Origin of the sequence: Caballeronia sp. LZ032 (genome assembly GCF_031451315.1) — a bacterium.
Taxonomy (GTDB): Bacteria; Pseudomonadota; Gammaproteobacteria; order Burkholderiales; family Burkholderiaceae; genus Caballeronia.
In genome coordinates this window covers 938,449-964,172 of the sequence record NZ_JARUXP010000001.1, presented here as the reverse complement: position 1 = coordinate 964,172, position 25,724 = coordinate 938,449, and the positions used below count along the sequence as shown (strand labels likewise).

27 protein-coding genes and 1 riboswitch are annotated in these 25,724 nt (G+C 65.2%); of the genes, 14 read left to right on the top strand and 13 right to left on the bottom strand.

The genetic code is table 11. The features are described 5' to 3' along the window. Positions 1 to 148 precede the first annotated feature (148 nt). Together QCE69_RS04475 and QCE69_RS04470 are read right to left on the bottom strand one after the other, a co-directional pair. Positions 149 to 373 (bottom strand): hypothetical protein, encoded by a 225-nt coding sequence (locus QCE69_RS04475; RefSeq protein WP_309914957.1) that lies wholly within the window; start codon positions 371 to 373, stop codon positions 149 to 151. Between the two features lie 123 nt (positions 374 to 496). Further along, positions 497 to 787, bottom strand: a complete 291-nt coding sequence (locus tag QCE69_RS04470; protein WP_309929615.1) for a hypothetical protein — start codon at positions 785 to 787, stop codon at positions 497 to 499. A 222-nt stretch (positions 788 to 1,009) separates the two neighbouring features. Between QCE69_RS04470 and QCE69_RS04465 the strand changes: the two genes are divergently transcribed. The 3 genes from QCE69_RS04465 to QCE69_RS04455 all read left to right on the top strand — a co-directional run bounded on the left by QCE69_RS04465 (position 1,010) and on the right by QCE69_RS04455 (position 3,493). Further along, positions 1,010 to 1,372 (top strand): hypothetical protein, encoded by a 363-nt coding sequence (locus tag QCE69_RS04465; protein ID WP_309929613.1) that lies wholly within the window; start codon positions 1,010 to 1,012, stop codon positions 1,370 to 1,372. 61 nt (positions 1,373 to 1,433) lie between these two features. Further along, positions 1,434 to 2,234, top strand: a complete 801-nt coding sequence (locus QCE69_RS04460) for a phosphodiesterase (RefSeq protein ID WP_309929612.1) — start codon at positions 1,434 to 1,436, stop codon at positions 2,232 to 2,234. A 65-nt stretch (positions 2,235 to 2,299) separates the two neighbouring features. Continuing rightward, positions 2,300 to 3,493, top strand: a complete 1,194-nt coding sequence (locus QCE69_RS04455; RefSeq protein WP_309929611.1) for an MFS transporter — start codon at positions 2,300 to 2,302, stop codon at positions 3,491 to 3,493. Positions 3,494 to 3,501: 8 nt separating this feature from the next. On the opposite strand, the gene QCE69_RS04450 is transcribed toward QCE69_RS04455, so the two are convergent. From QCE69_RS04450 to QCE69_RS04430, 5 genes are all read right to left on the bottom strand, one after another. Further along, the gene (locus tag QCE69_RS04450; protein ID WP_309929609.1) at positions 3,502 to 3,942 is read right to left on the bottom strand and encodes a response regulator; all 441 of its coding nucleotides are present in this window, start codon (positions 3,940 to 3,942) and stop codon (positions 3,502 to 3,504) included. A 90-nt stretch (positions 3,943 to 4,032) separates the two neighbouring features. Further along, positions 4,033 to 4,665, bottom strand: coding sequence for a response regulator transcription factor (locus QCE69_RS04445; protein ID WP_309807885.1), 633 nt, complete (start codon positions 4,663 to 4,665; stop codon positions 4,033 to 4,035). A gap of 135 nt (positions 4,666 to 4,800) precedes the next feature. After that, positions 4,801 to 5,376, bottom strand: coding sequence for a ferritin-like domain-containing protein (locus QCE69_RS04440; protein ID WP_309914940.1), 576 nt, complete (start codon positions 5,374 to 5,376; stop codon positions 4,801 to 4,803). 182 nt (positions 5,377 to 5,558) lie between these two features. Further along, a complete protein-coding gene (locus QCE69_RS04435) occupies positions 5,559 to 5,720 on the bottom strand; it encodes a DUF1328 family protein (protein ID WP_309914936.1) in 162 nt (53 codons plus the stop codon). 62 nt (positions 5,721 to 5,782) lie between these two features. Then, complete coding sequence (locus tag QCE69_RS04430; RefSeq protein WP_309929608.1) at positions 5,783 to 5,959, bottom strand: DUF1328 domain-containing protein; 177 nt, start codon at positions 5,957 to 5,959, stop codon at positions 5,783 to 5,785. Between the two features lie 147 nt (positions 5,960 to 6,106). Here QCE69_RS04430 and QCE69_RS04425 point away from each other — a divergent pair, with 147 nt between their 5' ends. Beyond that, positions 6,107 to 7,642, top strand: a complete 1,536-nt coding sequence (locus QCE69_RS04425) for a sensor histidine kinase (protein ID WP_309929606.1) — start codon at positions 6,107 to 6,109, stop codon at positions 7,640 to 7,642. Between the two features lie 236 nt (positions 7,643 to 7,878). After that, positions 7,879 to 8,013 (top strand): entericidin A/B family lipoprotein, encoded by a 135-nt coding sequence (locus QCE69_RS04420; protein WP_309831493.1) that lies wholly within the window; start codon positions 7,879 to 7,881, stop codon positions 8,011 to 8,013. A gap of 323 nt (positions 8,014 to 8,336) precedes the next feature. On the opposite strand, the gene QCE69_RS04415 is transcribed toward QCE69_RS04420, so the two are convergent. Further along, positions 8,337 to 9,119, bottom strand: a complete 783-nt coding sequence (locus QCE69_RS04415) for a DUF4397 domain-containing protein (protein WP_309807879.1) — start codon at positions 9,117 to 9,119, stop codon at positions 8,337 to 8,339. 342 nt (positions 9,120 to 9,461) lie between these two features. Continuing rightward, positions 9,462 to 10,403 carry an EamA family transporter gene (locus QCE69_RS04410; RefSeq protein WP_309914931.1) on the bottom strand — a complete coding sequence of 314 codons (942 nt, stop codon included), beginning with the start codon at positions 10,401 to 10,403 and terminating at the stop codon, positions 9,462 to 9,464. A gap of 262 nt (positions 10,404 to 10,665) precedes the next feature. Next, positions 10,666 to 10,807, top strand: a riboswitch (TPP riboswitch). 179 nt (positions 10,808 to 10,986) lie between these two features. On the opposite strand from QCE69_RS04410, the gene thiC reads away from it, so the two are divergent. The 7 genes from thiC to QCE69_RS04375 all read left to right on the top strand — a co-directional run bounded on the left by thiC (position 10,987) and on the right by QCE69_RS04375 (position 18,017). Then, positions 10,987 to 12,918, top strand: a complete 1,932-nt coding sequence (thiC, locus tag QCE69_RS04405; RefSeq protein ID WP_309914928.1) for a phosphomethylpyrimidine synthase ThiC — start codon at positions 10,987 to 10,989, stop codon at positions 12,916 to 12,918. Positions 12,919 to 13,152: 234 nt separating this feature from the next. Then, positions 13,153 to 13,365: a glycine zipper 2TM domain-containing protein gene (locus QCE69_RS04400; protein WP_309914925.1), complete on the top strand. Its 213-nt coding sequence runs from the start codon at positions 13,153 to 13,155 to the stop codon at positions 13,363 to 13,365. A gap of 206 nt (positions 13,366 to 13,571) precedes the next feature. Further along, positions 13,572 to 14,093, top strand: a complete 522-nt coding sequence (locus QCE69_RS04395) for a hypothetical protein (protein WP_309929604.1) — start codon at positions 13,572 to 13,574, stop codon at positions 14,091 to 14,093. 259 nt (positions 14,094 to 14,352) lie between these two features. After that, the gene (locus QCE69_RS04390; RefSeq protein ID WP_309914919.1) at positions 14,353 to 14,478 is read left to right on the top strand and encodes a hypothetical protein; all 126 of its coding nucleotides are present in this window, start codon (positions 14,353 to 14,355) and stop codon (positions 14,476 to 14,478) included. A gap of 257 nt (positions 14,479 to 14,735) precedes the next feature. Continuing rightward, on the top strand, positions 14,736 to 16,337 hold the full coding sequence (locus tag QCE69_RS04385) for an L-lactate permease (protein ID WP_309929602.1): 1,602 nt from the start codon (positions 14,736 to 14,738) through the stop codon (positions 16,335 to 16,337). A 119-nt stretch (positions 16,338 to 16,456) separates the two neighbouring features. After that, positions 16,457 to 17,404 (top strand): DMT family transporter, encoded by a 948-nt coding sequence (locus tag QCE69_RS04380; RefSeq protein WP_309914912.1) that lies wholly within the window; start codon positions 16,457 to 16,459, stop codon positions 17,402 to 17,404. A gap of 85 nt (positions 17,405 to 17,489) precedes the next feature. Continuing rightward, the gene (locus tag QCE69_RS04375; protein ID WP_309807869.1) at positions 17,490 to 18,017 is read left to right on the top strand and encodes a hypothetical protein; all 528 of its coding nucleotides are present in this window, start codon (positions 17,490 to 17,492) and stop codon (positions 18,015 to 18,017) included. Positions 18,018 to 18,043: 26 nt separating this feature from the next. Here QCE69_RS04375 and arfB read toward each other — a convergent pair whose 3' ends face one another. Then, the gene (gene arfB / locus QCE69_RS04370) at positions 18,044 to 18,457 is read right to left on the bottom strand and encodes an alternative ribosome rescue aminoacyl-tRNA hydrolase ArfB (protein ID WP_409017788.1); all 414 of its coding nucleotides are present in this window, start codon (positions 18,455 to 18,457) and stop codon (positions 18,044 to 18,046) included. 974 nt (positions 18,458 to 19,431) lie between these two features. On the opposite strand from arfB, the gene QCE69_RS04365 reads away from it, so the two are divergent. Beyond that, positions 19,432 to 21,972, top strand: coding sequence for an FUSC family membrane protein (locus QCE69_RS04365; protein WP_309929600.1), 2,541 nt, complete (start codon positions 19,432 to 19,434; stop codon positions 21,970 to 21,972). Positions 21,973 to 22,002: 30 nt separating this feature from the next. Here QCE69_RS04365 and QCE69_RS04360 read toward each other — a convergent pair whose 3' ends face one another. Next, entirely contained in the window at positions 22,003 to 22,209 is a 207-nt protein-coding gene (locus QCE69_RS04360; protein WP_309929598.1) for a hypothetical protein, read from the bottom strand. Between the two features lie 117 nt (positions 22,210 to 22,326). Further along, a complete protein-coding gene (locus QCE69_RS04355) occupies positions 22,327 to 22,797 on the bottom strand; it encodes an Lrp/AsnC family transcriptional regulator (protein ID WP_309807861.1) in 471 nt (156 codons plus the stop codon). Between the two features lie 92 nt (positions 22,798 to 22,889). On the opposite strand from QCE69_RS04355, the gene QCE69_RS04350 reads away from it, so the two are divergent. Then, complete coding sequence (locus tag QCE69_RS04350; protein ID WP_409021164.1) at positions 22,890 to 23,513, top strand: cysteine dioxygenase; 624 nt, start codon at positions 22,890 to 22,892, stop codon at positions 23,511 to 23,513. 30 nt (positions 23,514 to 23,543) lie between these two features. Here QCE69_RS04350 and QCE69_RS04345 read toward each other — a convergent pair. Beyond that, the coding region (locus QCE69_RS04345; RefSeq protein WP_309929596.1) for a mechanosensitive ion channel family protein at positions 23,544 to 25,724 on the bottom strand (2,181 nt) is incomplete at its 5' end.

Genomic DNA, 25,724 nt, shown 5'->3' with positions numbered 1-25,724 from the left:
GCCCCGAACATCGGTCGTTCTCGTTGTTTTTTGATGCGCGGATTTTACTGTTCTTAAGAAGCCGCTAAAAAATTATTACGCGGGGTGTGGCGCGCGCGAAACGCGTCAGACGCGGAGTCCAGCGCGCGCGCAGAATCTGCCGCCGAAGTCACACTGCGTTGAGCAGCCGCTCGGCGTCCCTCACGGCATCGAACAGCGCTTCGATCGGCGTATCGCGATCGAACACGCACAGGTGCTCGATATCGAACGGCAGCGCCTCCACGCCGATGAAGCGCACCGTCCCGCTGAACGATTCGCGCGCCTTGCCGCGGCGTACCGACGCAATGTAGTTCGGCGTGACATACAGCGCCATTGGCAGGGTCAGGGACGTCATGGCGGCCTCCGCGGCTCGGTGATGCCGGCCGGCATCCGGTCGACGAGGCCAGTCTAGCGACGACCACGTCGGCGACGCACCCCGCATCATGCAGGGACGCGCACCCCGCTTTCGACCGCCTCCTTACACCGAATGTCCCAGCACGCGCGCCACATAGTGACGGCCCCAGGCCTCGCCATGCGCAAGCGCCTCGGCGACGGTCTCGAACGGACCATGATCGCCGGTCATCTCGCCGGAATCGTCGGCCACGCGGCTGCCGTGGACCGGTTGGCGGTCGAGGCGCGTGACGCGCACGCGGATCGCATAGCCTTCGGACGGCGCGGCGTCGGCCTCCGCGCCGTCGACGGCCGGGCGCGACCGCGGCACGGCCTGCATGGCGAGCAAGTAGTCGCCGACTTCGATGTCCTTTTCCATGACGGTCGTCTCCATCGTGAGAAACGCAGTCTGAACGCGCCAGATACGCACGGGAAGCATGCTGTGCCGATTGTGCTACCGCATCGCGCGGCGAGACAAGCGGCCCGATCCGCCGCGATGCACTACAGTAATGCACGGCCGCGCGCATGTTATAAAGCTCCGCCCCGACTCTCATCACGCCCGGACGCCGCTGGCGGCGCCGGGCATTGACCGGATTCATCGATGAATCGCATGTCCTCCCTGCTGTTGCTGCTCGCCCTTCCGCTCGTCACGCTCGCCGGCTGCACGTCTTATTACAAGAACGTCGAAGCCTGCAAGGGAAAGATGCTCGCGGACTACCCCGACGCCGCCAGCGCGCCGCTCAAGATCACCGGCTCCAACGCCGCTTATCATGGATCGCGGGTGATCGTGCACGCGACCATCGACGACCGGAACCCGCCGCCCGCCGCCAGCAAGGCCAAGAAGGTGACGAACTACGCCGCGGCCGAATGCACGTTCACCGAGCAGTCGATGACGAACTTCCAGTGGCTGTTGCCCGCGAAGCTCGCCCCCAAGCCGCCGGCCGACGACGCCGACAGCGAGTAAGCTCACCGCAAGACCCCACCCCGCCCGCCCTGCTGCGCGGCCGCATCGAGGAGATCGAGCCATGCTGCTAGCCCAGATCACCGATCTGCACATCACGCCGCCGGGCACGCTTGCCTATGGCCAGGTCGATACGGCCGCCTGCCTGGCCCGCGCGATCGACGCCCTCAATGCGCTCGACCCGCGCCCCGATGCCGTGCTCATCACCGGCGATCTCGTCGATGCGGGCGGTCTCGACGAATACCGGCACTTGCGCACGCTGCTTGACCGCCTGGCGATGCCGTGGCATCCGATGGCCGGCAATCACGATGCACGCGACAACCTGCGCGCCGTCTTCGGCGACCGCCTGCCGCTTGCGGATCCCGCCGGCTTCATTCATTACGCATTCGATGTCGCCGAGGTGCGCGTGATCGCGCTCGATACGCTCGATCCCGGCCACGGTTCCGGACGGCTGTGCCCCGCCCGCCTGGCGTGGCTCGAAGCGCAACTCGACGCCTGCCCGGAGCGGCCCGTGCTGATGGGCATGCATCATCCGCCGTTCGCCTGCGGCATCGACTTCATGGACGAGATCCGGCTCGCCCCCGACGACAGCCGCGCGCTCGACGCGCTGCTGCGCCGCCATGCGAACGTGGAGCGCATCGTGTGCGGTCATGTGCATCGTGCGATCAGCGTGCGCTTCGGCGGCACGCTGGCGTGGTGCGCGCCGTCCACGGCGCATCAGGTCGCGCTGCAGCTGAAGCCCGGCGCGCCGGAGGCGTTCGTCATGGAGCCGCCCGCCTTCGGCCTGCATCTGTGGCGCAAGGAGACGGGACTCGTCACGCACTGCATGAGCGTCGATCAGGGCGGCGGGCCGCAGCCGTTCTAGCCGCTGCGAGCGGCATGCGCGGGGCTTGAGTATCATCGGCGGCTGGCTTCCCGCGCCCGCCCGTCATGTCGACTTCGCCACCGCACTCTCACGATTCATCCTATTCGCGCGCCACGCTGTGGCTGCTCGCGACCATTGCCGGCGTTTCGGTCGCCAACATCTATTTCAATCAGCCGCTGCTCGACGACTTCCGCGCCGCGTTTCCGCGCAGCGCGTGGCTGATCGGCGCGGTGCCGGCCGCGACCCAGCTCGGCTACGCGCTCGGCATGCTCGTGCTCGCACCACTCGGCGACCGCTTCGACCGGCGTCTGCTGATCCTGCTGCAACTCGCGGCGCTCGGCGTCTCGCTCGTGGTCGCGTGCTTCGCCGGCACGCTTGCCGTGCTGATTGCCGCAAGCCTCGCGATCGGCGTGGCATCGACCATCGCGCAACAGGCCGTGCCCTTCGCCGCCGAACTCGCGCCCGCCGCCGAGCGCGGCCACGCGGTCGGCACCGTGATGAGCGGCCTCCTGCTCGGCATCCTGCTCGCGCGCACCGTGTCGGGCTTCGTCGCGCAGTACTTCGGCTGGCGCGCGGTCTTTGGGGCGTCGGTGTTCGCGTGCGTCGCGCTGGCGGTCGTCGTGATCGCGCGCCTGCCGCGCAGCCGTCCCACCTCGACGCTCTCCTACAGCAAGCTGCTCGGCTCGATGTGGCATCTGACAAGGGAAAGCCCCGCGCTGCGCGAGGCGGCGCTCACCGGCGGCGCGCTGTTCGCCGCGTTCAGCATGTTCTGGTCGGTGCTCACGCTGCTGCTGGCCGGCGAGCCGTTCCACATGGGACCGCAGGCGGCCGGCCTGTTCGGCATCGTCGGCGCGGCGGGCGCGCTGGCGGCGCCGCTCGCGGGCAAGTCGGCCGACCGGCGCGGACCGCGCGCCGTGATCTCGCTGTGCATCGGGCTGACCGCGCTGTCGTTCGTCGTGTTTGCGGTGTCGGGACGCAGCGTCATCGGGCTGGTGATCGGCGTGATCGTGCTCGATGTCGGCGTGCAGGCCGCGCAGATCTCGAACCAGTCACGCATCTATGCGCTCAGGCCTGAAGCACGCAGCCGCGTCAACACCGTCTACATGGTGGCGTACTTCATCGGCGGGTCGCTGGGGTCTGCGCTCGCATCGCTCGCCTGGCATACGCTCGGCTGGACCGGCGTATGTCTCGCAGGACTCGCGGCCACCGGTCTCGCGGGGCTGAGTCACTGGCGTCGTCGCGGACGTGCGCCGCAATGAATGACGCTTCAGCCGCGTTCGCGCGCGTAGTCGTGCAGCGCGTCGAGCACGCGGTCGAATTCGAGTGATTTGTCGAAGAAGCGATCCACGCCGTAATGCAGGCATCGTTCGCGATACGCGGGCAGCGCGTGATTGGTCAGCACCGCGACGAAGGCGTCCTGCAGATAACCCGCGCCGGCCTGGCTGAGCCACGCAAGCACGTCGATGCCCGACCCGCGCTTCAGCTGCAGGTCGACGATCACCGCGTCGAAGCGCTGCGCCGACAGCAGCGCGATGGCGTCCTCGGGCACATCGGCGCAGGCGGCCACGCGCCACGGTCCGAGCGCATCGATGGCCTCCGTGAGGCTGCGCCGGATCAGCGGCGAATCCTCGATCAGCAGCACCGCGAGCGGCGTCTGATGCGGCGCTGCGTGGCGTGCCCGGTCGTCGGTGGTGATGTGATTGCCCACGTCGGGCGTCCTCCCGCTGAAATGCGCTGCACCCTGGGCACGAGCCGCGCGTTTGCTTCGCGCAGCGCCTGGATCCCGCATGCAGCGCCGCTATTCGATCAGGCCGTTCTTGATCGCGTAATACGTGAGGTCGGCATTGTTGGCCAGCCGCATTTTCTCCAGCACCCGCGCCCGGTAGGTACTCACGGTCTTGACCGAAAGATGCAGTTCCTGCGCGATTTCCGTCGGAATCTGGCCGCCCGCGAGCTTGCAGAAGATCTGGAATTCGCGCTCCGAGAGCAGTTCGTGCGGCCGTTCCGCGGCGGGCTTGTCGAGCTTGTCGGCCAGCGCGTCGGCGATGAACTCCGACAGGTAGCGATGCCCGCGCGCCACCGTGCGGATCGCCCGGACGATCTCGTCGGGCGCGGCGTCCTTGTTCAGATAACCGTTTGCGCCCGCCTTGAGCAGGTTGATCGCGTACTGGCTCTCCGGATAGCCCGACAGCATCAGCACGCCCTGCTCCGGCCGAATCTGCTTGATGACACGCAAGGTATCCACGCCGTTCTTGTCGGGCATGGCAATGTCGAGCAAGACGACATCGAACGCCTGCGCGCGCACGAGCGCAATGGCCTCGTCGCCGCTCGCGGCCTCGGCGGCAACTTCCATGTCGGGCTCGTCGGCGACGAACTGGCGAAAACCGCTGCGGACGATCGCGTGGTCGTCAGCTATGAGAACTCGAATCATGCGCGCCATCCGTGCTGCCGGACGCTCTGTGTGAAGGTGGAGGCTCATTGTACGCACGCCATGCACACGCGACGGCGCACACCGCGCCGGATGACCCATCCGGCACGGCGTGCAGCCAACGCGGGATCGCCGGCATCAACCGTTGCGGCCTTCGAGCAGGTCCGCCATGTCGTCGGCGTGTTCTTCCTCGACGGCGAGAATGTCCTCGAAGAGACGGCGCGTCGTGACGTCCTTGTCGCCGAGATAGCGAATGATCTCGCGATACGTGTCGATGGCGATCCGCTCGGCAATCAGGTTCTCGCGAATCATGTCGATCAGGTCCTTGCCTTCGCTGTACTGCGAGTGCGAGCGCGAGGCCAGGCCGTCAGGCGCGAAATTCGGCTCGCCGCCCAGTTGCACGATGCGCTCGGCGAGCGTATCGGCGTGTTCCTGTTCCTCGTTCGCGTGTTCGAGGAACTCCTGCGCGACGGCTTCCGAATGGATGCCCTTCGCCATGAAATAGTGGCGCTTGTAGCGCAGCACGCAGACGATCTCGGTGGCCAGCGAGTCGTTCAGCAGCTTCAGCACGGTCTCGCGATCGGCGCCGTAGCTTGCCGTGACGGGACCTTCGTCCATGTGCTGGCGCGCATCGGCGCGAATCTTGTCGAGGTCGAGCACGAACGGGTCGGACGACGCTTGGGGCGCAGCTTTGACAGCAGACGATTTGGACATGTGTTTCGCTCCTGTGAATGAGTTGAGGTGTCGATGGCTGGAGCAGGAAGGCCTTCTTCATGAAAGACCGCATAGCGCCCTGCTATCCAAACACATACGCCGATGCATGCTGCATGCCCGCTCCCCCGGAACCACCGGACGACGGTCGAAAACCCCGTCCGGGACGGCTGTCGGGCGAACCGTCAGGTCCGGAGGACGCCGAGCAGCAAGGTAACGACGAACACCACCAGAAAAATGAAGAACAGGATCTTGGCAATCTCCGCCGCACCCGCCGCGATGCCCGTGAAGCCGAACACGGCGGCGATGATCGCTATGACGAAGAAGACGGCTGCGTAGTGAAGCATGGGACCTCCTCGATGAACGGGTTCAACGTGACCGGGTTCAGCGGCTCAGGAAAGAAGCCCCGCTAGTCGACGACTTTTTTCGTGACTACAAACCCCAGCACCAGGAACACGACGCAGAGAATCAGGAACAACACGAATATGAACTTGGCGATGGCGGCAGCGCCGGCAGCGACGCCCGTGAAACCGAGCAAACCGGCAATCAGGGCCACGATCGCGAAAAACAAGGCCCACTTCAGCATGATCGTTCCCCGTATGAGTGATGACCGGACCATGCTAGTCGCGGCGCCGCGGGCGCGCACTCGGGCTGGCTCCTTTTTTGCTGTGGGAATCCACCGACATACGCTTTCAACCGTTGTTGTTTTCGCCCCGATTCCTTTGATCACGCCATGAGCCAAGTCCCGCCCGCCCTGCCGTCCGAACTGCTGGAAGACAAGGCGCCGCTTGCAACCGCCCGGTCGGACGCATCCGACGCAGCCGCCGCGCCCGACAGGCCGGCGCCCGCCGGACTGGCGCGCCGCGCCGCGCGCGTCAATGAATGGATGCGCCGCTACAGCTGGGCCGTGGCGATGACGGTGGCGATCGTCATCACGGTAGGCGGCCTCGTGATCCTCGAGTCGGGACGCATGCGGATTGCCGCCGAATATGAGACGGCGCTCGACGCCAAGGGCGCGACGGCGCAACTGTCGACGCTGGCGGCCGACATCGCGACGCTCGTCGCCGACGAACGCGGCTTCGCTCTCGATCCGGCCGCCGTCTTCCAGACGCATTTCCGGGATACCGCGAGCCGTATGCAGCGCACGCTCGCCTCGCTGGACGCGTACTACCGGCGCATCGGCGACGACACCGCGCTCGCGAGCTTCGCGCAAGTCCGCGCCGCCGCCGTCGATGAAATCGCCCAAGGCAGCGCGCGGCTCGCCGATGCATCGAAGGACACGGCGCGCGCGAATACGCAAGCGCTACCGCCGCCCGACACGAGCGCGACGCTCGACGCCGCACTGGCCCTGCTGCGTCTCAACGAGGACCAACGGGCGCAGCACGCGCTCGATGCCAGCCGCGCCGACCAGCGCATCTCCACGCTGTGTGTCGGGGCGCTTTGCGCGCTGAACATCGTGTTGTTCCTGTTGCTGTTCCGCAATCTCGGCATCCAGCTCGACAAGCAGGCGCGCGTGCAGAAAGCGCTCATTACGCAGCAGGAAGAACTCGATCAACTGGTCTTCGCGCGCACGCGGCAGCTGGAAGCGCTGGCGTGGCATCTGCAATCCGTCAGCGAGAACGAAAAGACGGAGCTCGCGCGCGAACTGCACGACGAACTCGGCTCGATCCTCACCGCCAGCAAGATGGACGTGGCCTGGGTTCGAGGCAAGCTCAGGGACGCCGAGCCCGCGATGGCCGACAAGCTCACGCGCGCACTCGGCAATCTGGATCAGGGCATTGCGCTGAAGCGTCGCATCATCGAGGACATGCGGCCGACCGTGCTGACCAACTTCGGGCTCGTGACCGCCCTGCGCTCGCTCGCCGACGAAGCCGCGCAACGCAACGGCTGGAGCCTCGAACTCGCGCTGCCCGGGGAAGACGTGAAGCTCGGGGAAGCGGTCGAGATTGCGCTGTTCCGCGTCGCGCAGGAAAGCCTCACCAATGCGGCGAAATACGCGCATGCGAGCGGCATCCGCGTGGCGCTCGCGCTCGATGAAGAGACGGTGTCGCTCACGATACGCGACGACGGCATCGGCATCCGGCCGCAGGACCTGAAGCGCACGCAGACCCACGGGTTGGTAGGCATGCGTCAGCGCGTGTCGGCGCGCGGCGGCCGCTTCGAAATCGAGCGGGCGAGTCCGCGCGGCACGATCATCAGCGTGTCGATGCCGCGTGAACGGAGTGCGGGAGCGGCGGATCAGGCCATCGACATGACACCGCTGGCGTAGGACGATTCCCACGCCAAATGCGGAGCGGGACTACACGATAATCCCGGCTCTGCCTACAGCCGGTCTGCTGCGCCTTTTTTATGATTGTTTCTACCGGCGGGTCGGGCGCTGAAATTGCTGGGTGCACCTGCCTCATGAAATTTTGACTTTGCTACCGGTCAGACAGGCGCCTTTCCACCCGACACGATGCGCGATTGCGATTCCTGTCACGCATTTCAACTTCAAGGGGAATACACATGACTCGACTTATCGCACTTTTTCTGCTCGCCGGCACGGCGATGCTCGCAGGTTGCAACACGGTTTCGGGCGCCGGCCAGGACATCTCCAAGGGCGGCCAGGCCATCAGCAATTCCGCCGAAGAACACAAGTAAGCGCAAGACGCGCGGAGCGCCGCCGGAGTGCGGCGCCTGCGTCAGCAGGTCTCATAGCGTTGATCGTGTTCCCTGTCTTCCCGCCGCTTTGCGTGGCGGGATTTTTTTTGGGCAGAACTTCGATGCCGCGTGAACAGATTTTTCGAAGTTTGAGCAGATACTTCGGTTTTGAGCAGATACTTTTTGACGATTGAGCAGATTTGCGGGTCTAAGTCGATTCGCCGGTGGCGCGCGGGTTCCAAGTCCGCGTCATCAGCCCCAATCTCCAAATAAAAAACCGGCCGCAAGCGACCGGTTCTCCTCCCTCCGAACCACCGTCTGGCTTACTGCGTATCCGGCAACTCCCGCACCGGCTGCTGCGTATTCCCGCCCTGCGCCACCAGCAAACGGATTTTCTCCGGAATGAGCTGCGAAGCCGCATTGCCCGAAGGAAGCGTCGTGATCAGCCAGTCCGCGTTGTTGACCAGATCGAACGAAGCCGACGTATAGACCGGCGTCTTCGAACCCGGCAGCGTCGCGATCAGCTGATACGTGCCGCCCGACACGTAGATCGAATCCTGCTTCGTCGCGGGCACGGCGTTCTTGTAGGACACGCCGGCCATCGTCGGGCTCACGTTCGCGATGCTCGCGCCCGGCGCGATCAGATACAGGTCCAGGTTTGGCGCGTTCGTCGATGCGTTGAAGGCCCGCACCCGCGCGCTGCCCGAAAGCAGACCCTTGTCGAAGGGATCGTCGATCACCGCGATCGACGGCAGGAAGCCCGCGTCCGGCAGCGCGATCACCGTGTATTCGTGACCCTTCGCCGCGTTGTTGATGCTGGTGTCGGTGGCGAGCTGCGTCGTCGTGTTGATGGCCGCGTACGAGAAGTTGTGCTGGCCCGTGTCGATGTTGGCGAAATTGGTCGCCGTCGGATAAGCCAGGTTCGACTGGAGGATCTTGCCGTTGTCGTAGAAGTCGACGTTCGGCCCGCCAGGGAGCGCGTGAACGAAATGGACCTGGGGCTGCGTGACGCCGATCTCCTTGCCCAGATCGTCCGAACTGCCGCCGCAAGCGGACAGCACGGAGGCAACGGCGGCGAGCGCGGCTGCGGTGCGGATGAGCTTCATGTTTCCACCTTCCTTGTTGTATTCGACCACCTCGTTACGCGGACCGGTACGCGCGAACGTCCAGATGTCTACCCCTTCCCGCTCGCGGACCGACCTTCTGTTTTCCTTCCTTGCCGGTTTCGGCGGCGCAATTCAGGCCACGCATTCCGGTGCCTGCACTGAGCAATGCCCATGCCCCGCGCCGGTGCGCGCCCGCCGCGCGGGTGCCGCAAAGCCTTGCGCAGCAAGGCTTTGGAATTTGTTAGAGGAATTGTTCGGGAGAGCAGGCGAGAAACGGACGTGCAGCCGCCGCTGCCATGCGCAGAACATCGCGAAGTGGAGGTTTTTACAAAAAGTAAGCGCTCAGAGCAGCCCGCGCCGGCGATGATCGAACCAGAAAGACAGCCCGACCGACAGCAGGATCACGACCGTCGCAATGACGGTCCAGCGCGTGACGATCTCGCCCAGCAGCACCGCGCCGAGCAGCACGGCGACCACCGGATTCACGTACAGGCAACTCGTTGCGACGATCGTGCTGGTATGGCGGATCAGAAAGTTGTACGCGACATATGCGGCCATCGAACCGATCAGCATCAGGTACAGGAACGACACGCCCGCGCCGAGGCTGACATGCGTCAGCCGCTCACCGGCGGCGAATGCGATGCCCGTCGCAATAAGCCCGCCCAGTCCGATCTGCAGCGCCGTGGACATCAGCAGATCGGACGGCTGCGGCAGGCGGCCCGCCAGATGCGCGCCGCCTGCCCAGAAGATCGCGGCGCACAGGATGGCGAGCGTGCCGACCGTCGAACTGGGCGACGGATCGCCGTGGTTCAGCAACACGATGCCGATCAAGCCGAGCGCCACCGCGAACCATTCGCCGCGCGCGACGCCCCGGCCCGACAGCGCGGTGAAGATGGTCGCGAAGAGCGGCACGGTGGCGACCATCACGGCGGCAGTGCCGGTGCCGACGGTGCCCATGCCGTAGGCCATCATTCCGCTCGACAGCCCTTCAAGCAAGGTGCCGACAAGCGCCGCATTGCGTACTTCGCGCGCGCTCGGCCACACGGCCTTGCGATGCACCGCGAGCGCGAACAGCCCGATGCCCGCGCACAGGTTGCGCAGGCCGCCGAGCAAGAGCGGCGGAAACGATTCGAGCGCGAGATGAATGCCGAGATACGTCGAGCCCCAGACGAGGTAGACGACGGCCAGCGCGAGCGCTACCTGCCCCTTGAAGGAACGCGGCGCACGAAACGGAAAACGATCGGGAAAACTGAATGGCAGGCGCGGCGGCGGAAGCGCGGACATGCATTACTCCGCGACGGCTGCGCGCCGGATCGATGAGACACAAACCGGCGAAAGCGCAGCAGCAAAAACCAGACTCAACGGCATGGCAGAACGAGGAAATGCGGGATAAACGGAGTACGCGGGAAGGGTCGCACGATGAGCCGCAAGCGCTCCGGGAAAACCCGGAATTTGCGGCGCCCGCCATTATGCAGTAAGCGCCCTGCCCATTCGAAGGATTTCGCCGATGGTTGCCAAGACGCCACGCCGCGGTGTAATGTCACGGCTGCTAACGCGGGGGTCCTGCGTTGCGCATCGCGGTTTGGCCGGCCTGACATGACCGAACCGCTTCGTGCGGCGTGGGTGAGAAATACCCTTTGAACCTGATCTGGATAATGCCAGCGCAGGGAAGCGTTCGGGCTCCATGGCCTGCCGCATCCGGCCACCTCTTCCGAGCCCGTACCTTTCCATCTCGTTCCTCCTGTTTAGCTCCTGAGTCAGTTCGGGCGGCGTCATCGCTCGTGCTGAAAAATATCGTCCCTATTGCTTCGCATGGGACGGAAGCAAGCGCCCACGCGCTCACTTCTGTCGCAAGGAGAAACAGCACATGAATGCCAATCCCAAGTTCCTGTCCGAAAACGCCGTCGTCGACGCCGCCGCCATCGCGCCGCTGCCGAACTCGCGCAAGGTCTACGTCACCGGTTCGACGCCCGACATCCGCGTGCCGATGCGCGAAATCACCCAGTCCGACACCCCCGACGGCTTCGGCGGCGAGAAGAATCCGCCCGTCTACGTGTACGACACGTCCGGCCCCTACACGGACCCGGAAGCGAAGATCGACATCCGTTCGGGATTGCCCGCGCTGCGCGGCGCATGGATCGAACAGCGCGGCGACACCGAAGAACTCGCCGGCCTCTCCAGCGACTTCGGCCGCGAGCGCGCCGCCGATGACAAGACCGCCGAACTGCGTTTCCCCGGCCTGCATCGCAAGCCGCGCCGCGCGCTCGCCGGCAAGAACGTATCGCAGATGCACTACGCGCGCGCCGGCATCATCACGCCGGAGATGGAATACATCGCGATCCGCGAAAACCAGCGGCGCGCCGAATACCTCGAAAGCCTGAAGCAGAGCGGCCCGAACGGCGAGAAGCTCGCCGCCATGATGGGCCGCCAGCATCCGGGCCAGGCTTTCGGTGCAGCGGCGTTCGGCAAGGACGCGCTGAAGGCGATCACGCCCGAGTTCGTGCGCGACGAAGTGGCCCGCGGGCGCGCCATCATCCCGGCGAACATCAATCACCCGGAAAGCGAGCCGATGATCATCGGCCGCAACTTCCTCGTGAAGATCAACGCGAACATCGGCAATTCGGCGGTGACGTCGTCGATCGGCGAAGAAGTCGACAAGATGACCTGGGCGATCCGCTGGGGCGGCGACACGGTGATGGACCTTTCCACCGGCAAGCACATTCACGAAACGCGCGAGTGGATCATCCGCAATTCGCCGGTGCCGATCGGCACGGTGCCCATCTACCAGGCGCTCGAAAAGGTCAACGGCAAGGCCGAGGACCTGACCTGGGAAATCTTCCGCGACACGCTCATCGAGCAGGCGGAACAGGGCGTCGACTATTTCACGATCCACGCCGGCGTGCGCCTGCAATACGTGCCGCTGACCGCCAACCGGATGACGGGCATCGTGTCGCGCGGCGGCTCGATCATGGCGAAATGGTGTCTCGCGCATCATCGCGAGAGCTTCATCTACGAGCACTTCGAAGACATCTGCGAAATCATGAAGCAGTACGACGTCTCGTTCTCGCTCGGCGACGGCCTGCGTCCCGGCTCGATCTACGACGCCAACGACGAAGCCCAGCTCGGCGAACTGAAGACGCTCGGCGAGCTCACGCAGGTGGCGTGGAAGCACGACGTGCAGGTGATGATCGAAGGTCCGGGCCACGTGCCGATGCAGCTCATCAAGGAGAACATGGATCTCCAGCTGCAATGGTGTGACGAGGCGCCGTTCTACACGCTCGGGCCGCTGACGACCGACATTGCGCCGGGCTACGACCACATCACGTCGGGCATCGGCGCGGCGATGATCGGCTGGTTCGGCACGGCGATGCTGTGCTATGTCACGCCGAAGGAGCACTTGGGCCTGCCGAACAAGGACGACGTCAAGGAAGGCATCATCACCTACAAGCTCGCGGCGCACGCGGCCGATCTGGCCAAGGGGCATCCGGGCGCACAGGTGCGCGACAACGCCTTGTCGAAGGCGCGTTTCGAGTTCCGCTGGGAAGACCAGTTCAATCTGGGCCTGGACCCGGACAAGGCGCGCGAATTCCACGATGAAACCCTGCCGAAGGATTCGGCCAAGGTCGCGCACTTCTGCTCGATGTGCGGCCCGCATTTCTGCTCGATGAAGATCACGCAGGACGTGCGCGATTTCGCGGCGAAACAGGGCCTCAGCGAACAGGATGCGCTGGCGAAAGGCATGGAAACCAAGGCGATCGAATTCGTGAAGAAGGGTTCGGAAATCTATCAGCCGACCTGATGCCGGACCGTTTTCAGTAGCGATCAACGGCCTGACGCGCTTCGTGTGCGTCGGGCCTTTTTTGCTGGCGCATCCGGCGCCGGCCTTGTTCCATAAGGCTTGAGCCTCTCCAGACGAATCAGGCACTTTTCCTGCTGGTCAAGCGACGAAGCGGTCGGGACAGTCGCGGCTCCTGCGGATGCCTGGAAGCCGCCCCGCCGCCGCTTCGCTCAACATCGTATTCGGAGAGTCGACATGAAAAACATCAAACAGATCGGCGTCGCTGCAACGGTCGTGGCGCTTCTCGGGGGCCTGACAGCCTGCGGCGACATGAGCACGCGTCAACGGGATACCGCGATCGGCGCAGGCGTCGGGGCAGCGGGCGGCGCCGCCATCGGCGGCAGCGGACTTTCGACGCTCGGCGGCGCGGCCGTCGGCGGCATCATCGGCAATCAGGTCGGGAAGTAATCCGGCCTGCCCGGTACGGCGAAACGCAGTCGTTTCGCCGCCACGTTTCAGAACTGACACAAACGGCCACCCGGTCATCTCCCCTTCCGACCGCTGGCCGACCGCAGCGCCGCCGTTCGAGTAAGCTGATTCATGACGGACCCGCCCGGCAGCAACGCTTCATCATCGATCTACACCGGGCGTTACACACCGTCAGGAGCAGCATCATGGAATTCGCTCGTCTCGTTCTCCGAAGGTCGGCCGTCATCGCGGCTACGGCCACCGCAACGCTTCTCGGCGGGTGCTACTACGGTTACCCGGCCTATCCGCCTTACCCAGTTGTCAGCACCGCCTACACGCAGCGCGAGTTCACCGTTCCGGCGTCCGGCGCGACGGTAGCCACTGCGTCTTCAGCGACCTTGCCACCGCAGTATGAATACGCGATCGGCGCCCCCGATCCGAACTACTCGAACTACTACCAGACCTATCCCTACCCGTACGCCGGCTACCCCTATTACCCCGCCTATGGCGGCTACCCGGCGTATTACGGCTACGGCTATGCGCCGGTTTCATTCAGCTTCGGCTACTGGGGCGGCGGCGGTTGCTGCTGGGGCCGCGGCTGGCGTGGCGGCGGCTACTACGGCCATGGGTGGCACGGCGGCGGCGGCTGGCACGGCGGCGGTGGATACGGCCACGGGTGGCAAGGCGGCGGCGGTTGGCACGGCGGCGGCGGCGGACATGGCCACTGAATTCCAACGCGCTCACGCGGCGACATGCGACTCGCCGCGCCGACTCGGCCTGCCAGTAACAAACCTGCAACATTTTCCGGCCAACTGATGCACTCCAGCGCGCCGACGGCCTGCGTGCGCTGGAGCACTTTCCTTTTCCGTCAGAGACTTGGCGGATATCGCCAGACCTTTGGCACGAAACTGGCTAGTCGTGTCCCTCATTTGCCGTCGCGCAACGCGGATCAACGTTGCGAAAACATCGGTTCTCGGGGAGTCGGACATGATGGCCTTCGTATTTTTCCTGCTTTGGATGCTCGCCTCGCTCGGCCTGCTGACCATCTGGGTGTTCCGGCAGACACCCGTCGCGCGACGAGACGAAGTCGTGCCCAACGTCGCCGAGGGTTGAGCGCCCGGCGTTATCGGCGCGGGTTAATCCGTCGGCCGACGCGCGCGTCAGGGCACGCAGATGCCCGCCGCGCCGCAATGCGCGGGCATTCACGCCTTGACGCAAACGGATCGCGCCCTATTCTTAGTGTGCGCGTTATGCGCCCGCTTAAGGCGTCAATACGCCCGCAGCGCGGACGCCCGCAGCTTTCGCATTGATGGGACGCGCACGGCGGCGAGCCAACTCGCCGCTCCTGCTCATGTCCGCAAGGAGACGCGATGTTCCATCAGATCCTCACACCGATCGCTCATTCGCTGTTCGCATCGTTCATCGTCGCCGCGCTGCCCATCTTGCTCGTGCTCGTCCTGCTCGGCTGGGCGCGCCGCCCGGCCTGGCAGGCCTCGCTCGCGGGTCTCGTGCTCGGGCTGATCATCGCGGTCGCGGGCTGGCATTTCCCGGTGGAACTGGCGCTCGATTCGGTCGCGGCAGGCGCCGTCTTCGCGCTCTGGCCGGTCATGTGGATCGTGTTCGCCGCCATCCTGCTGTACAACATCGCGCAGCGCTCGGGACGCTTCGAAGCCTTCCGCCTGTGGATGGTCGATAACCTGCCGAACGACCGGCGCATCGTCCTTGTCGTGATCGGCTTCTCGTTCGGCGCGCTGCTCGAAGGCATTTCCGGTTTCGGCACGCCGATCGCCATCACCAGTTCGCTGCTGATCCTGCTCGGCTTCCCGACGCTCGAAGCCCTCACCTTCACGCTGATCTTCAACACCGCGCCGGTCGCCTTCGGCGCGCTGGGCGTGCCGATCACGGTGCTCGGCGCGGTCACGCACCTGCCCACCGACGCCCTCGCAAAAATGGTCGGCCGCCAGTTGCCGCTGTTCGCGCTGTTCCTGCCGTTCTATGTGATCGGCGTGTATGCGGGGTTTCGCAACATGCTGCGCATCTGGCCGGTGCTGCTCGTCTCGGGCGGCAGCTTCGCGCTGACGCAGTTCGTGACCTCCAACTTCATCAGCTATGCGCTGACCGACGTGCTGTCCTCGCTCGTCTCGCTGATCCTGACGATCGCGTTCCTGCGCGTGTGGAAGCCGGTCGCGGACGAGCGCTTCGCCGTCAACGTCGACCGCCTGTCCGACACGCGCGCGACGCTCTCGGGCGGTCATGGCTGGGTGCCGTGGATCGTCGTGTCGGTGGTGGTGATCGTGTGGACGGTGCTCAAGATCTTCCTGATCGGCGACATCAAGATCCCTTGGCCGGGTCTCGACAAGGCCGTGTTCATCACGCTGTACAACCAGCCCTACGGCGCCATCTGGGACTTCCAGCCGCTCGCGACCGGCACGGCGATCCTCGTCGCGGCGATCATCACCGCGCTGCTGGTGAAGCTGCCCGCGCGCGACTTCACCGCGGCGATCGGCGATACGTGGGTGCAGACGCGCATCGCGATCCTCACGGTAGCGACCATCGTCGGACTGGCTTACCTGATGAACTACTCCGGGATGAACTACACGCTCGGACTGGGCGTGGCGTCGGTGGGCGCGTTCTTTCCGCTGGTCTCGGCGTTCCTCGGCTGGGTAGCGGTGTTCCTGTCGGGCAGCGATACCTCGGGCAACGCGCTGTTCGGCAACCTGCAGGTGGTGGCGGCGAACCAGCTGAATCTCAATCCGGTGCTGATGGCGGCGACCAATTCGTCGGGCGGCGTGATGGGCAAGATGATCTCGCCGCAGAACATTGCGACGGGCGTCGCCACGACGGAACTCAAGGGACGCGAGGGTCTCGTGTTCGCGCGCACCTTCTGGCATTCGATCCTGCTCACGGTGCTGCTGGGCGTGCTCGTATGGCTGCAGCAGAACGTGCTGACGTGGATGATTCCGCTGCATTGACGACGCGGCGGGGGCGGCTTCTACCGGTTCTTGCGCTCTCTTCCGGCGGATGACCAGATGGGTACGAGCCGGTGTTAGCATGCGCGGACTTTCGTTGCAATCCCGACGTCCGTCCCGCCATGTCCCTCGCCAATGTGTTGCAACTGATCGTGCTCGCCGCCCTGTGGGGCGCGTCGTTTCTCTTTATCCGCGTGGGGGTCGTCGAGTTCGGCGTCGCGCCGCTGATGGCGCTGCGCGTCGGCATCGGCGCGCTGTTTCTCGTGGCGATGCTGCTCGCGCGACGTCCACTCGACGCCACGCTTGCGACGCTGCGCCGCTGCTGGCTGCCGTTGCTGGTCGTCGGCATTCTCAATTCCGCCGCGCCGTTCTGCCTGTTCGCCTATGCCGAGCTGACGCTCTCGGCCGGCGCGACTTCCGTCATCAACGCGACCACGCCTTTATGGGGCGCCCTGGTGGCGTATGTGTGGCTCAGGGACCGCCTGACGACCGTGCGCACCATCGGCATGGCGATCGGTTTCGCGGGCGTGCTGGTGCTCGTGTGGAACCAGATTGCGCCCGCTTCCGCGCCGGACGCTGCGGGCGTGGGCGGCGCTTCCGTCGTGCCGGTGCAGGGCCTGCTCGCAGCGGCCGCGGCGCTGGCGGCGGCTGCGCTTTACGGCGTGGCGGGCAACTTCGCCAAGCGTTATCTGTTGGACGTCGATGCCCTCACCAACGCCGCCGGCAGCATGCTCGGCGCGACCCTCACGCTGGCGCCGCTCGCGTGTCTCACGTGGCCCGCGGCGCCGGTATCCGGACAGGCATGGGGCGCGGTGCTGGCGCTGGGCATCGGCTGCACGGGTATCGCCTACTTCATCTACTTTCATCTGGTCGCCGTTGCCGGTCCTGCGCGTGCGATGACGGTGACCTTCGTGATTCCGCTCTTCGGCATCCTGTGGGGCGCATGGTTTCTCGGCGAACCCGTCTCGCTCGCGATGATTGCCGGCTGCGGGATCGTGCTCGCGGGCACCGCGCTCGCCACTGGCGCGCTCGGACGCCTGCCGTTGCGCCGACGCAAGCTCGCGCGGTGAACTAGACTTTTCCTGTGCCGCGCGGCTCGCCGAGGGTCGTGCGAAGCCGCGTCATCTTTCGCGCCTTGCGCCCGGAGCCGCCACCATGGGAATGTCGTTTGCCGGTATCAAGCACGAGATGCTCAAGATGGTGCCGCCCACCGTCTTTTTCTTCGTGCTGCTGCATGTGGTGATTCTCGTCCGCGCGCTGATGGTGAGGGGCACCGGCATCTCGCTGCCGACCTCGTTCTCGGTCATCGTCGCGTCGCTGATTCTCGGCAAGGCGGTCTTGCTGGCCAACATGCTGCCGTTCATCAATCGCTATCCGGAGCGGCCCTTGATCTGGAATGCCGCGTGGAAGACGCTCATCTATACGGTCGTCGCGGGGCTGCTGCATTACCTCGAACGTCTGTTCGAGTTCTGGAAGGAGACGCACAGTCTGGGCGCCGCGCATCATGAATTGATCGGGCAGATCAACTGGCCGCAGTTCTGGGCGGTGCAAATCCTGCTCGTGCTGATGATCGGCAATTACTGTGTCTTTGCCGAGCTTGCCCGGGTGCTGGGCGGCGACACGATGAAGCGTTATTTTCTGGGTCCGCGTGTTGGGCAGCCGCCTGGGTTGCGGCGGGGCTGAAATGTGCCTGGGCCGTCTCGGCGGCCTTATTCGCCGCGCACGGGGCCACGGCCCGCCTTGATCGCGCCGCGCTTCACCTTGCCTTCGACGCGCCGCAGCTGCGACCCGCGCGTCGGCTTCGTGGCGATGCGTGTGCGGCGCGTGACGCTGACGCTGTGGATGAGTTCGTCGAGACGGGCGAGCGCGGCCGCGCGATTCATGTCCTGCGTGCGATGTTCCTGCGACTTGATGATGATGACGCCTTCACGCGTGATGCGGCTGTCGGAGAGTGCGAGGAGTCGCGTCTTGATGTGTTCGGGCAGGGATGATGCGCGGATATCGAAGCGGAGGTGAATCGCGCTCGATACCTTGTTGACGTTCTGGCCGCCCGCGCCCTGGGCACGCACGGCGGTAAGTTCGACTTCGCTCGGCGGGACGGTTAGGCTTCCGGTCATCGGCATTGGTCCGCTCCTGTCGGGCGGGGTTTTTTGCGGGGGTCGGTGCGGTTCATGCCTGCGGCGCGATGGTTCGGTTGATTTGCTGGTCAGTGCCAGCATAGCAAAGCGGGGGTTGTCGCTCTGGGTCTTCGCGTTCGGGGTTCGGGTTTGGGTTTGGGTTTGGGTTTGGGTTCGCCTGCGCTTCTATGGACTTCCTGTGATCGCGTCGGTCTGTTAGCACTGCCCCTCCCCGGGGCGGGGGTAACTTTCTTTGCCGCTGCAAAGAAAGTCACCAAAGAAAGCAGCTTTTTTTCTCGCCCAGCGTCATTTAGCGGCACGACACAGAACCATGTTTCTGGCACTGCAGTAGAGAGTGCCCTCATAGGCCACACCCGGCGTGGATCGCGGACCCACTGTGCAGCCGCGCTCTCAAACGAACTGGTACAGCCCCTCAAAGCTCCGGCGCAGCGCTACGCGCCGCCGTCCGGTCAATCGGGTCCGCCCGTGCTTCCGTGCTAACGGATCCATCTCATTGCTCTTGCCTCCCACTGGTTTCCCTTGCATACCCTCCGGCAGCGCGTAGCGCTGGGCCGGAACTCTCAGGTGCTGCACCAGTTCGTTCAATGGTGTGATGTCACAGTGGGTCCGCGATCCAAGCCCGGTGTGGCCTATGAGGGCACTCGCTAGTGCCGGGCCAGTGAGGCATTTCTGTGTCGTGCTGCTGGTGGACCTTGGGCGGTAAGAAAGCTGCTTTCTTTGGTGACTTTCTTTGCAGCAGCAAAGAAAGTTACCCCCGCCCCGGGGAGGGGCAGTGCCAATAGACCGACGCAGTCACAGGAAGTCCATAGAAGCACAGGCAAACATAAAGCAAACCCAAGCGAAGACCCAGAGCGACAACCCCCAGGTATGGAACCTGCCTCCCCACCCACCCCGCATGGGTTAGACTCACCCGACTCCGTCGAACCCCGCCCCGCCGAGCCGTCAAACCCAGAAACTCGATGCGCTATTCGTTCGAAATCAGGAAGTTCATCTACAGCCAGTACTTCTTCGGCGGCCTGCGCATCGCGCTCGGCGTATCGCTGCCCGCGGTCCTGATGCTCATCGTCTTCCATAACCGCGAACTCGGCTTCACGATCGCCACCGGCGCCCTCGGCGCATGCGTCGTCGACATGCCCGGCCCGCTCAGGCACAAGCACAACGAGATGCTCGCCTGCACCTTCATCGGCTTCCTCTCCTCGCTTGCCACCGGCATCGCCACCGCGCATCCCCTGACGCTCTGGCTCACCATCGTGCCGCTGACCTTCGTGCTCTCGCTGATCGTCGTCTACGGCAACCGCTGGCCGCAGATCAGCTTCGCGACTTTGTTCATGATGGTCGTCACGCTCGAAGAGCATTTCACGCCGCTGCAGGCGCTCATCAATTCTTCCTGGATCCTGCTCGGCGGTCTCTGGTACACCTACTGGGCCACGCTCGTGAGCCGGCTGCTGGTCTATCGCATCGAGCAGCAGGCGCTCGCCGAGAGCATCTTCAGCTGCGCCGAATACCTGCTCGCACGCGCCGATTTCTACGACGGCGACGCCGATCTCGACGAGTGTTATCGCAAGCTGATCGAAAAGCAGATCGCCGCAGTCGAGCGGCAGGAAGCCGCCCGCGACATCGTGCTGCGCAACCTGCCCAAGCTGAAGAGCGGCCGGCTCGACGCGCGCCGCGCCCGGCTCTTCAACCTGTTCATCAACGTGGTGGACCTGCACGAGTTCTTCGTCGGCGCGCATACCGACTATCCGCTGGTGCGCAAGACCTTCGCGGGCTCGGACGTGCTGATCTTCTATCGCGATCTGATGCGCAAGGCTGCCGCCGATCTCGAGGAAATCGGCCTCGCCGTGCTGCAGAACAATGCCGCCGGCCGGCAGATCAGCATGAAGGCGGAACTGCGCGCGATCGAATACGAACTCGAACTGATGCGCAAGAACGGCCTGCCCGAGAAGAATCCGGAAGCCTACGCAGCCGCGGCGGCCGTGTTCCGCCGCCTGTGGAGCGCGACGCGCCTCATCGACAAGATGCGCCGCCGCACCCGCGACGACGCCAGCCCCACCGAAACCGAAGTCCAGATCGACCACGCGCTGTCACGCTTCATATCCAGCCGGCGCGTGCCGTTCATGCAGATCTTCTCGAACCTGACGATGTCGTCGCCGAGCTTCAGGCACGCGCTGCGCGTGACGATCGCCGTCGGCGCGGGCTTCTGGCTCGGCCGGCTGCTGCCGCTCACCAACGCCTACTGGATCGTGATGACCACCGTCATCATCCTGAAGCCCGGCTACTCGCTGACGAAACAGCGCAACACGCAGCGGATCATCGGCACGGCCATCGGCTGCGGCGTGACCATCGCGCTCATCCTGTTCGTCAAGGAGCCGCATATCCTGCTCATCGTGATGTTCGCGTCGATGGTGATGAGCTACAGCCTGCTGCTGTTCAACTATGCGGCGAGCGTCGTGTTCACGTCGTCGTACGTGCTCTTGATGTTCCACCTGCTCGCGCCCGGCAGCCTGAGGTTGATCGGCGAGCGCGCGATCGATACGGTGGTGGGCTGCGCCATCGCCATCGCGGCCAGCCATCTGTTCCCCTACTGGGAATACCGGCTGATGGGCAAGCTCGTGAAGGATCTCCTGTCCGCCACGCGCAACTATCTGGAAGCGAGCTGGTGGTGGAAGGCCAAGGCATCCGCGCAGCCGGACAAGGCGCGCGCCGCCGCGCCGGAGACGGCAGTCAATCCCGCCGTGTTCGCCGACGCCAACGCATCCGCCGCGGCGTCATCCCCGGATCAGCCCGTCGCCACGCCCGCCACCGCCGAAGCAGCGAACGAGCCCGTCGCCGCCACGCCGCCGCTCGATCCCGAAGTCGTCGCGGACTCGGCCGTGAAGGCCGCCAACGCAACGGCGCAGAAGCTGGCGGCGGTGAGCATCGGCGAGAGCACGGCGGCGACGGCCAGCAAGGGCGCGTCCGCCGCCGCGACGGTCGCCGCCACCGCACTGGACCGGGATTTCCGCTATCGGCTGGCGCGCAAGAACGTGCACATCGCCTTCGCCAATCTGGCACAGGCCTTCCAGCGCATGATGCTCGAACCGAAGGCGCAGCAGCGTTACGTGGCGGAGTTGAACGACCTGCTGGTGCAGAGCCACGTGCTCGCCTCGCAGATCACGGCGGCCGCGCCGCTGTTGCAATCGCTCAACGAAAGCTCGGGCCAGGATGGTCAGCGCTTCGAGCCGGTGCAGCGCACCTTCGGCATGGTTCGCGAGCATCTGGCCGCCGCGCAGGACGAACTGCCGGCCGCACCTCAACCGGACGCGGCACCGGCGCAGAGCGATGCGCTGAAGGAACTGCGCCGCGAACTCGACGCGATGGTCATCCAGGCCGAACGCGCGCAGGCGCTGCCGCCCGACGCGCTCCACGACCTCAAGCTGCTGGCGCATCAATGCAAGCAGATGCTGAGCGCGTCGGCGCTGATCAGCAAGGACGCGACGCAGATCCGCTTGCCGGTGTAACGCCCGCTAGCGGGCGCGCCGCGGCATCGGCTATTGCGATGCGCCCGTCGCCGGCAACGCGGGACGCACGTCGCTCGCGGCGGGGGTGTTCTGCTGGTCGAACTCGCGCTTCTCGCGGATCGCATTGAACAGCACCGTGCCGATGACGATCAGCACCACCACCACGATGAACACGCTGATGGCGCGCGTCGGATTCTTTCTGGGTTTGCCGGCGGGGCGGCGGGGATCGTCGTTCATGGGCAATGTGCTTCGTGACGCGGGTTCGGAAAGACCCGACATGGTACCCGCGATGGTTTTCAACTGGATTGCGGAAAGATGCCGCACGGGCCGTGCCGGCGCCTTTCTTCAGGAACGTCAGGGAAACTCGGCGGTGGGCCGCACCGGCAGCGCCGTCGAATACTTGATCTGCTCCATCGCGAAGCTCGAACTGACGTCGTAAAGCGGCACCGCGCGAATCAGGGTCTTGTAGACGCGATCGTAATCGTCGATGTCGGACACCACGACGCGCAACAGATAGTCGGTTTCGCCGCTCATCCGGTAGACCTCGACGACCTCCGGAATGTCGCGCACCGCACGGGTGAAATCTTCCGCCCAGGTCTGCGTGTGCTGGTTCGTGCGGACCGCGACGAACACCGTCGTGCCCACGCCCAGCTTCTTCGGATCGCACAGCGCCACTTGCGCGCGGATCACGCCGGTTTCCTTGAGGCGCTGTACGCGCTTCCAGCACGGCGTCTGCGACAGGTTCACGCGCTGCGCCAGCTCGGCGATGGGCATGGTTACGTCGTTCTGCAGCAGCTCGAGCAGTTTGCGGTCGATGAGGTCCATTCCCATGCTGCACCCCCGGTAGGAAATTATTCTCTTTCTGGATGTCCGAGCGGAATTATATGGAAACCAATTCTGGAGGCAAGCCGGTATAAATGAACCGTGCCTTTTTCAACGAATATCACGGTTCCGACACCATGCAATCCGAACACGTCAGCCGCCCGGCGCGGCCTTTCGCAACGATGCCAACCCGGCCCGGCGATGCGCTCGCCGCCCTGTGCCAGGAACTCGATGCCGCCTTCGCTGCCTCTTCGACCAGCCCGCGCCCTGCCTTCGGAGAACGCGTGCGCGCGGCGCTGCGGCGCGCGATCGCCTCACCCGACCTGCTGCGTCCCGAACAACGCGCCGCCGACGCACAGCGCTACTGCCGCCACCTGCTCGCCGCCGATCCGCTCAATCGTTACGCGATCGCCGCGCTGGTCTGGGCGCCGGGGCAAGCCAGCCCGGTGCACGGCCATCTGACATGGTGCGGCTATGCGGTCATCGAAGGCACGCTGGAAGAAACGCTGTATCGCTGGGACATGGATACGCAAAGCGCGGTGCCGGTCCGCCGTCACGCGCGCCCGGCAGGTGCGGTGTCCTGCGTCGAAGCAGGGCGCGGCGCGATCCATCAACTCGGCAATCCCGCCGATGCCGCCACCCGCGCGATCTCGCTGCACGTCTACGGCGTCGCGGGCGCGGAGATCGCCACGCACGTCAATGATCTGCTTGCCGCCTGAGGCCTTCAAAGCGCCGCGGACGCACGCCGCTCAGCCCTTCCCTGGTTCGGATGCCGTGGGAATCTGCGGCGGAATCTGTACCGATTGATCCGTCGGCGGCGGCGCTGCCTGCGGATCGTGCGAAATGTCGCGCAGCGCTGCGGATTCGCTCTTCATCTGACTCTGACGCGCGGGTTCCGGACCCGCCATCGCCTCCTCGGGTTCTTCCGCCGGCGGCGCCTCGCCAGTCCAGATGCGCCGCGCGCGCTCGTGCCCGGCCGCCGCCGCGTCGCCGGACAGCGTGTCGCGCGTCATCTGCACGTGCATCTGCGGCACCGGAATGTCCATGCCGGCCTCGTCCATCTTGCGCTTGATGCGCAAATTGAACGCACGCGCGACACTCCATTGCTGCAGCGGCCGCGTCTTGATCTGGCCTTTCACGACCATCCAGTTCGGATCGAAGCGGTCGAGTCCCCACACTTCCACCGGACCTAGCATCTCCAGCCGATAGCGGAAGTCGGACATCAGGTCCGCGCCGACTTCGCGGATCATCTGCGTGACTTCATCGACATCGGCCGAGAACGGCACGCGCACCTCGAAGACCGCATACGCGAAATCGCGCGACAGGTTCTTCACCGTCTTGATCTGCGAAAACGGAATGGCATGGACCGCGCCCTGGCCGTCGCGCAGGCGCACGGTGCGGATCGTCAGGCTTTCCACGATGCCCGCATGACCGCCCTCCACTTCGATCGAATCGCCTACTGAAATGGTGTCCTCGATGATGATGAACAGACCCGTAATGAGGTCGGCGACCAGCGACTGCGCGCCGAAGCCCACCGCCAGGCCGATCACCCCCGCGCCCGCCAGCAGCGGCGTCACGTTCAAGCCGAGGTTCGCCGCCGTGACGATGGCCGCCACCGTGAGCAGGAACACGAACACCACGTTGCGCACGAGCGGCAGCATCGTGCGTGCGCGCATGCTCGGGCCGCGTCCGCCGCGCCGCGTCGAATCCGGCTTGAGCGCTTCCTGAATGCCCGTGTCGATCAGGATCCACACGAGCCACACGACGAAGAAGGTCAGCACGATCATCGCGACGGCATGCGTGATGCCGCGCGCGGCCACGCTCTCCTCGGCCATGTGCGCGAGCGAGAAGCCCCAGAAGCGCGACGACAGTTCGAGGAACACGAGCCACACGCCGACCACGATCATCGTGCCGACGAACTTCACGAGCCTGCGCACATACGCCGATTGCCGGCGCGGCTTGCGCGACTTCGGACGCGTGACGCGCACGACGATCGCCGACAGGAAGAAGCCGACGACCAGCAGGCCGGCGGTCGCGATCGCCATCTGCAACACGTTCTCGGACGTGCCGATGCCCATCAGCGTGGCCACCACCGACGCCGACGCCAGCAGCAACAGCGGCAGTTGCCACAGCGAGGCGACCACCTCGAAGGTTTCGGTCGCGGCCTTGCGCGTGTTGCGCTGCTCGTAGCTGCGGCTGCGGATCAGATGCGCGACGGGCCGCTGGAAGGCCAGCGCGAAATAAGCAGTCAGGCCGGCCGCGCCCATGTTCGCGAAGGTCGAGATGAGCGCCGAGAGATTGGTGCCGAGCTGCTGGGCGACGTCGTAGTTCGCGGCGGCATCGCCGAGCGCGCCGAGCGTGCCGATGACGAACAACAGCCGGCGCGCGCGCACGATCAGCAGGTTGACCGCCACGCGCCGGTGCGCCGAACCGAACAGCGAGAACATGATCAGGCAGATGGCCGAGAACACCGCGCCCGCGACGATCGCATAGGCGGTCACCATGGCCAGCGTGCGGCCGAGCGACAGCGGCATGTAATGGGTGAAGCTCAGTGCCGCGAGGAATGCGAACAGATACGGCGCGACGCGGCGCAACGTGAAGCGCAGCAGTTCGCCCGTCGTCGGATTCGAATGCAGCCCCATGTCGATGCCGTAGCGCGCCTGCACGCGGCGCTGGAAATAGACCAGCACGAACGCGCAGACGCCCCAGCCGGCTAGCGTCGCGAAGTAATTGAAGAGCGTGCGGCCGAAGGTCTCGCGGCTCTGGCTCGTGACGATCGTGAAGAGTTCGTTGCCGGCTGCGTTGAAGCGGCCGATCCAGTAGGCGAGCGGCGTCTTGCCGCGCCTGACGTCGGCTTCGATGTTGGTCACCGCCGAGGCAATCGCGCCGAGCAGCCCGGCGTTTTGCGCCATCTTCGCGACGACCGACGC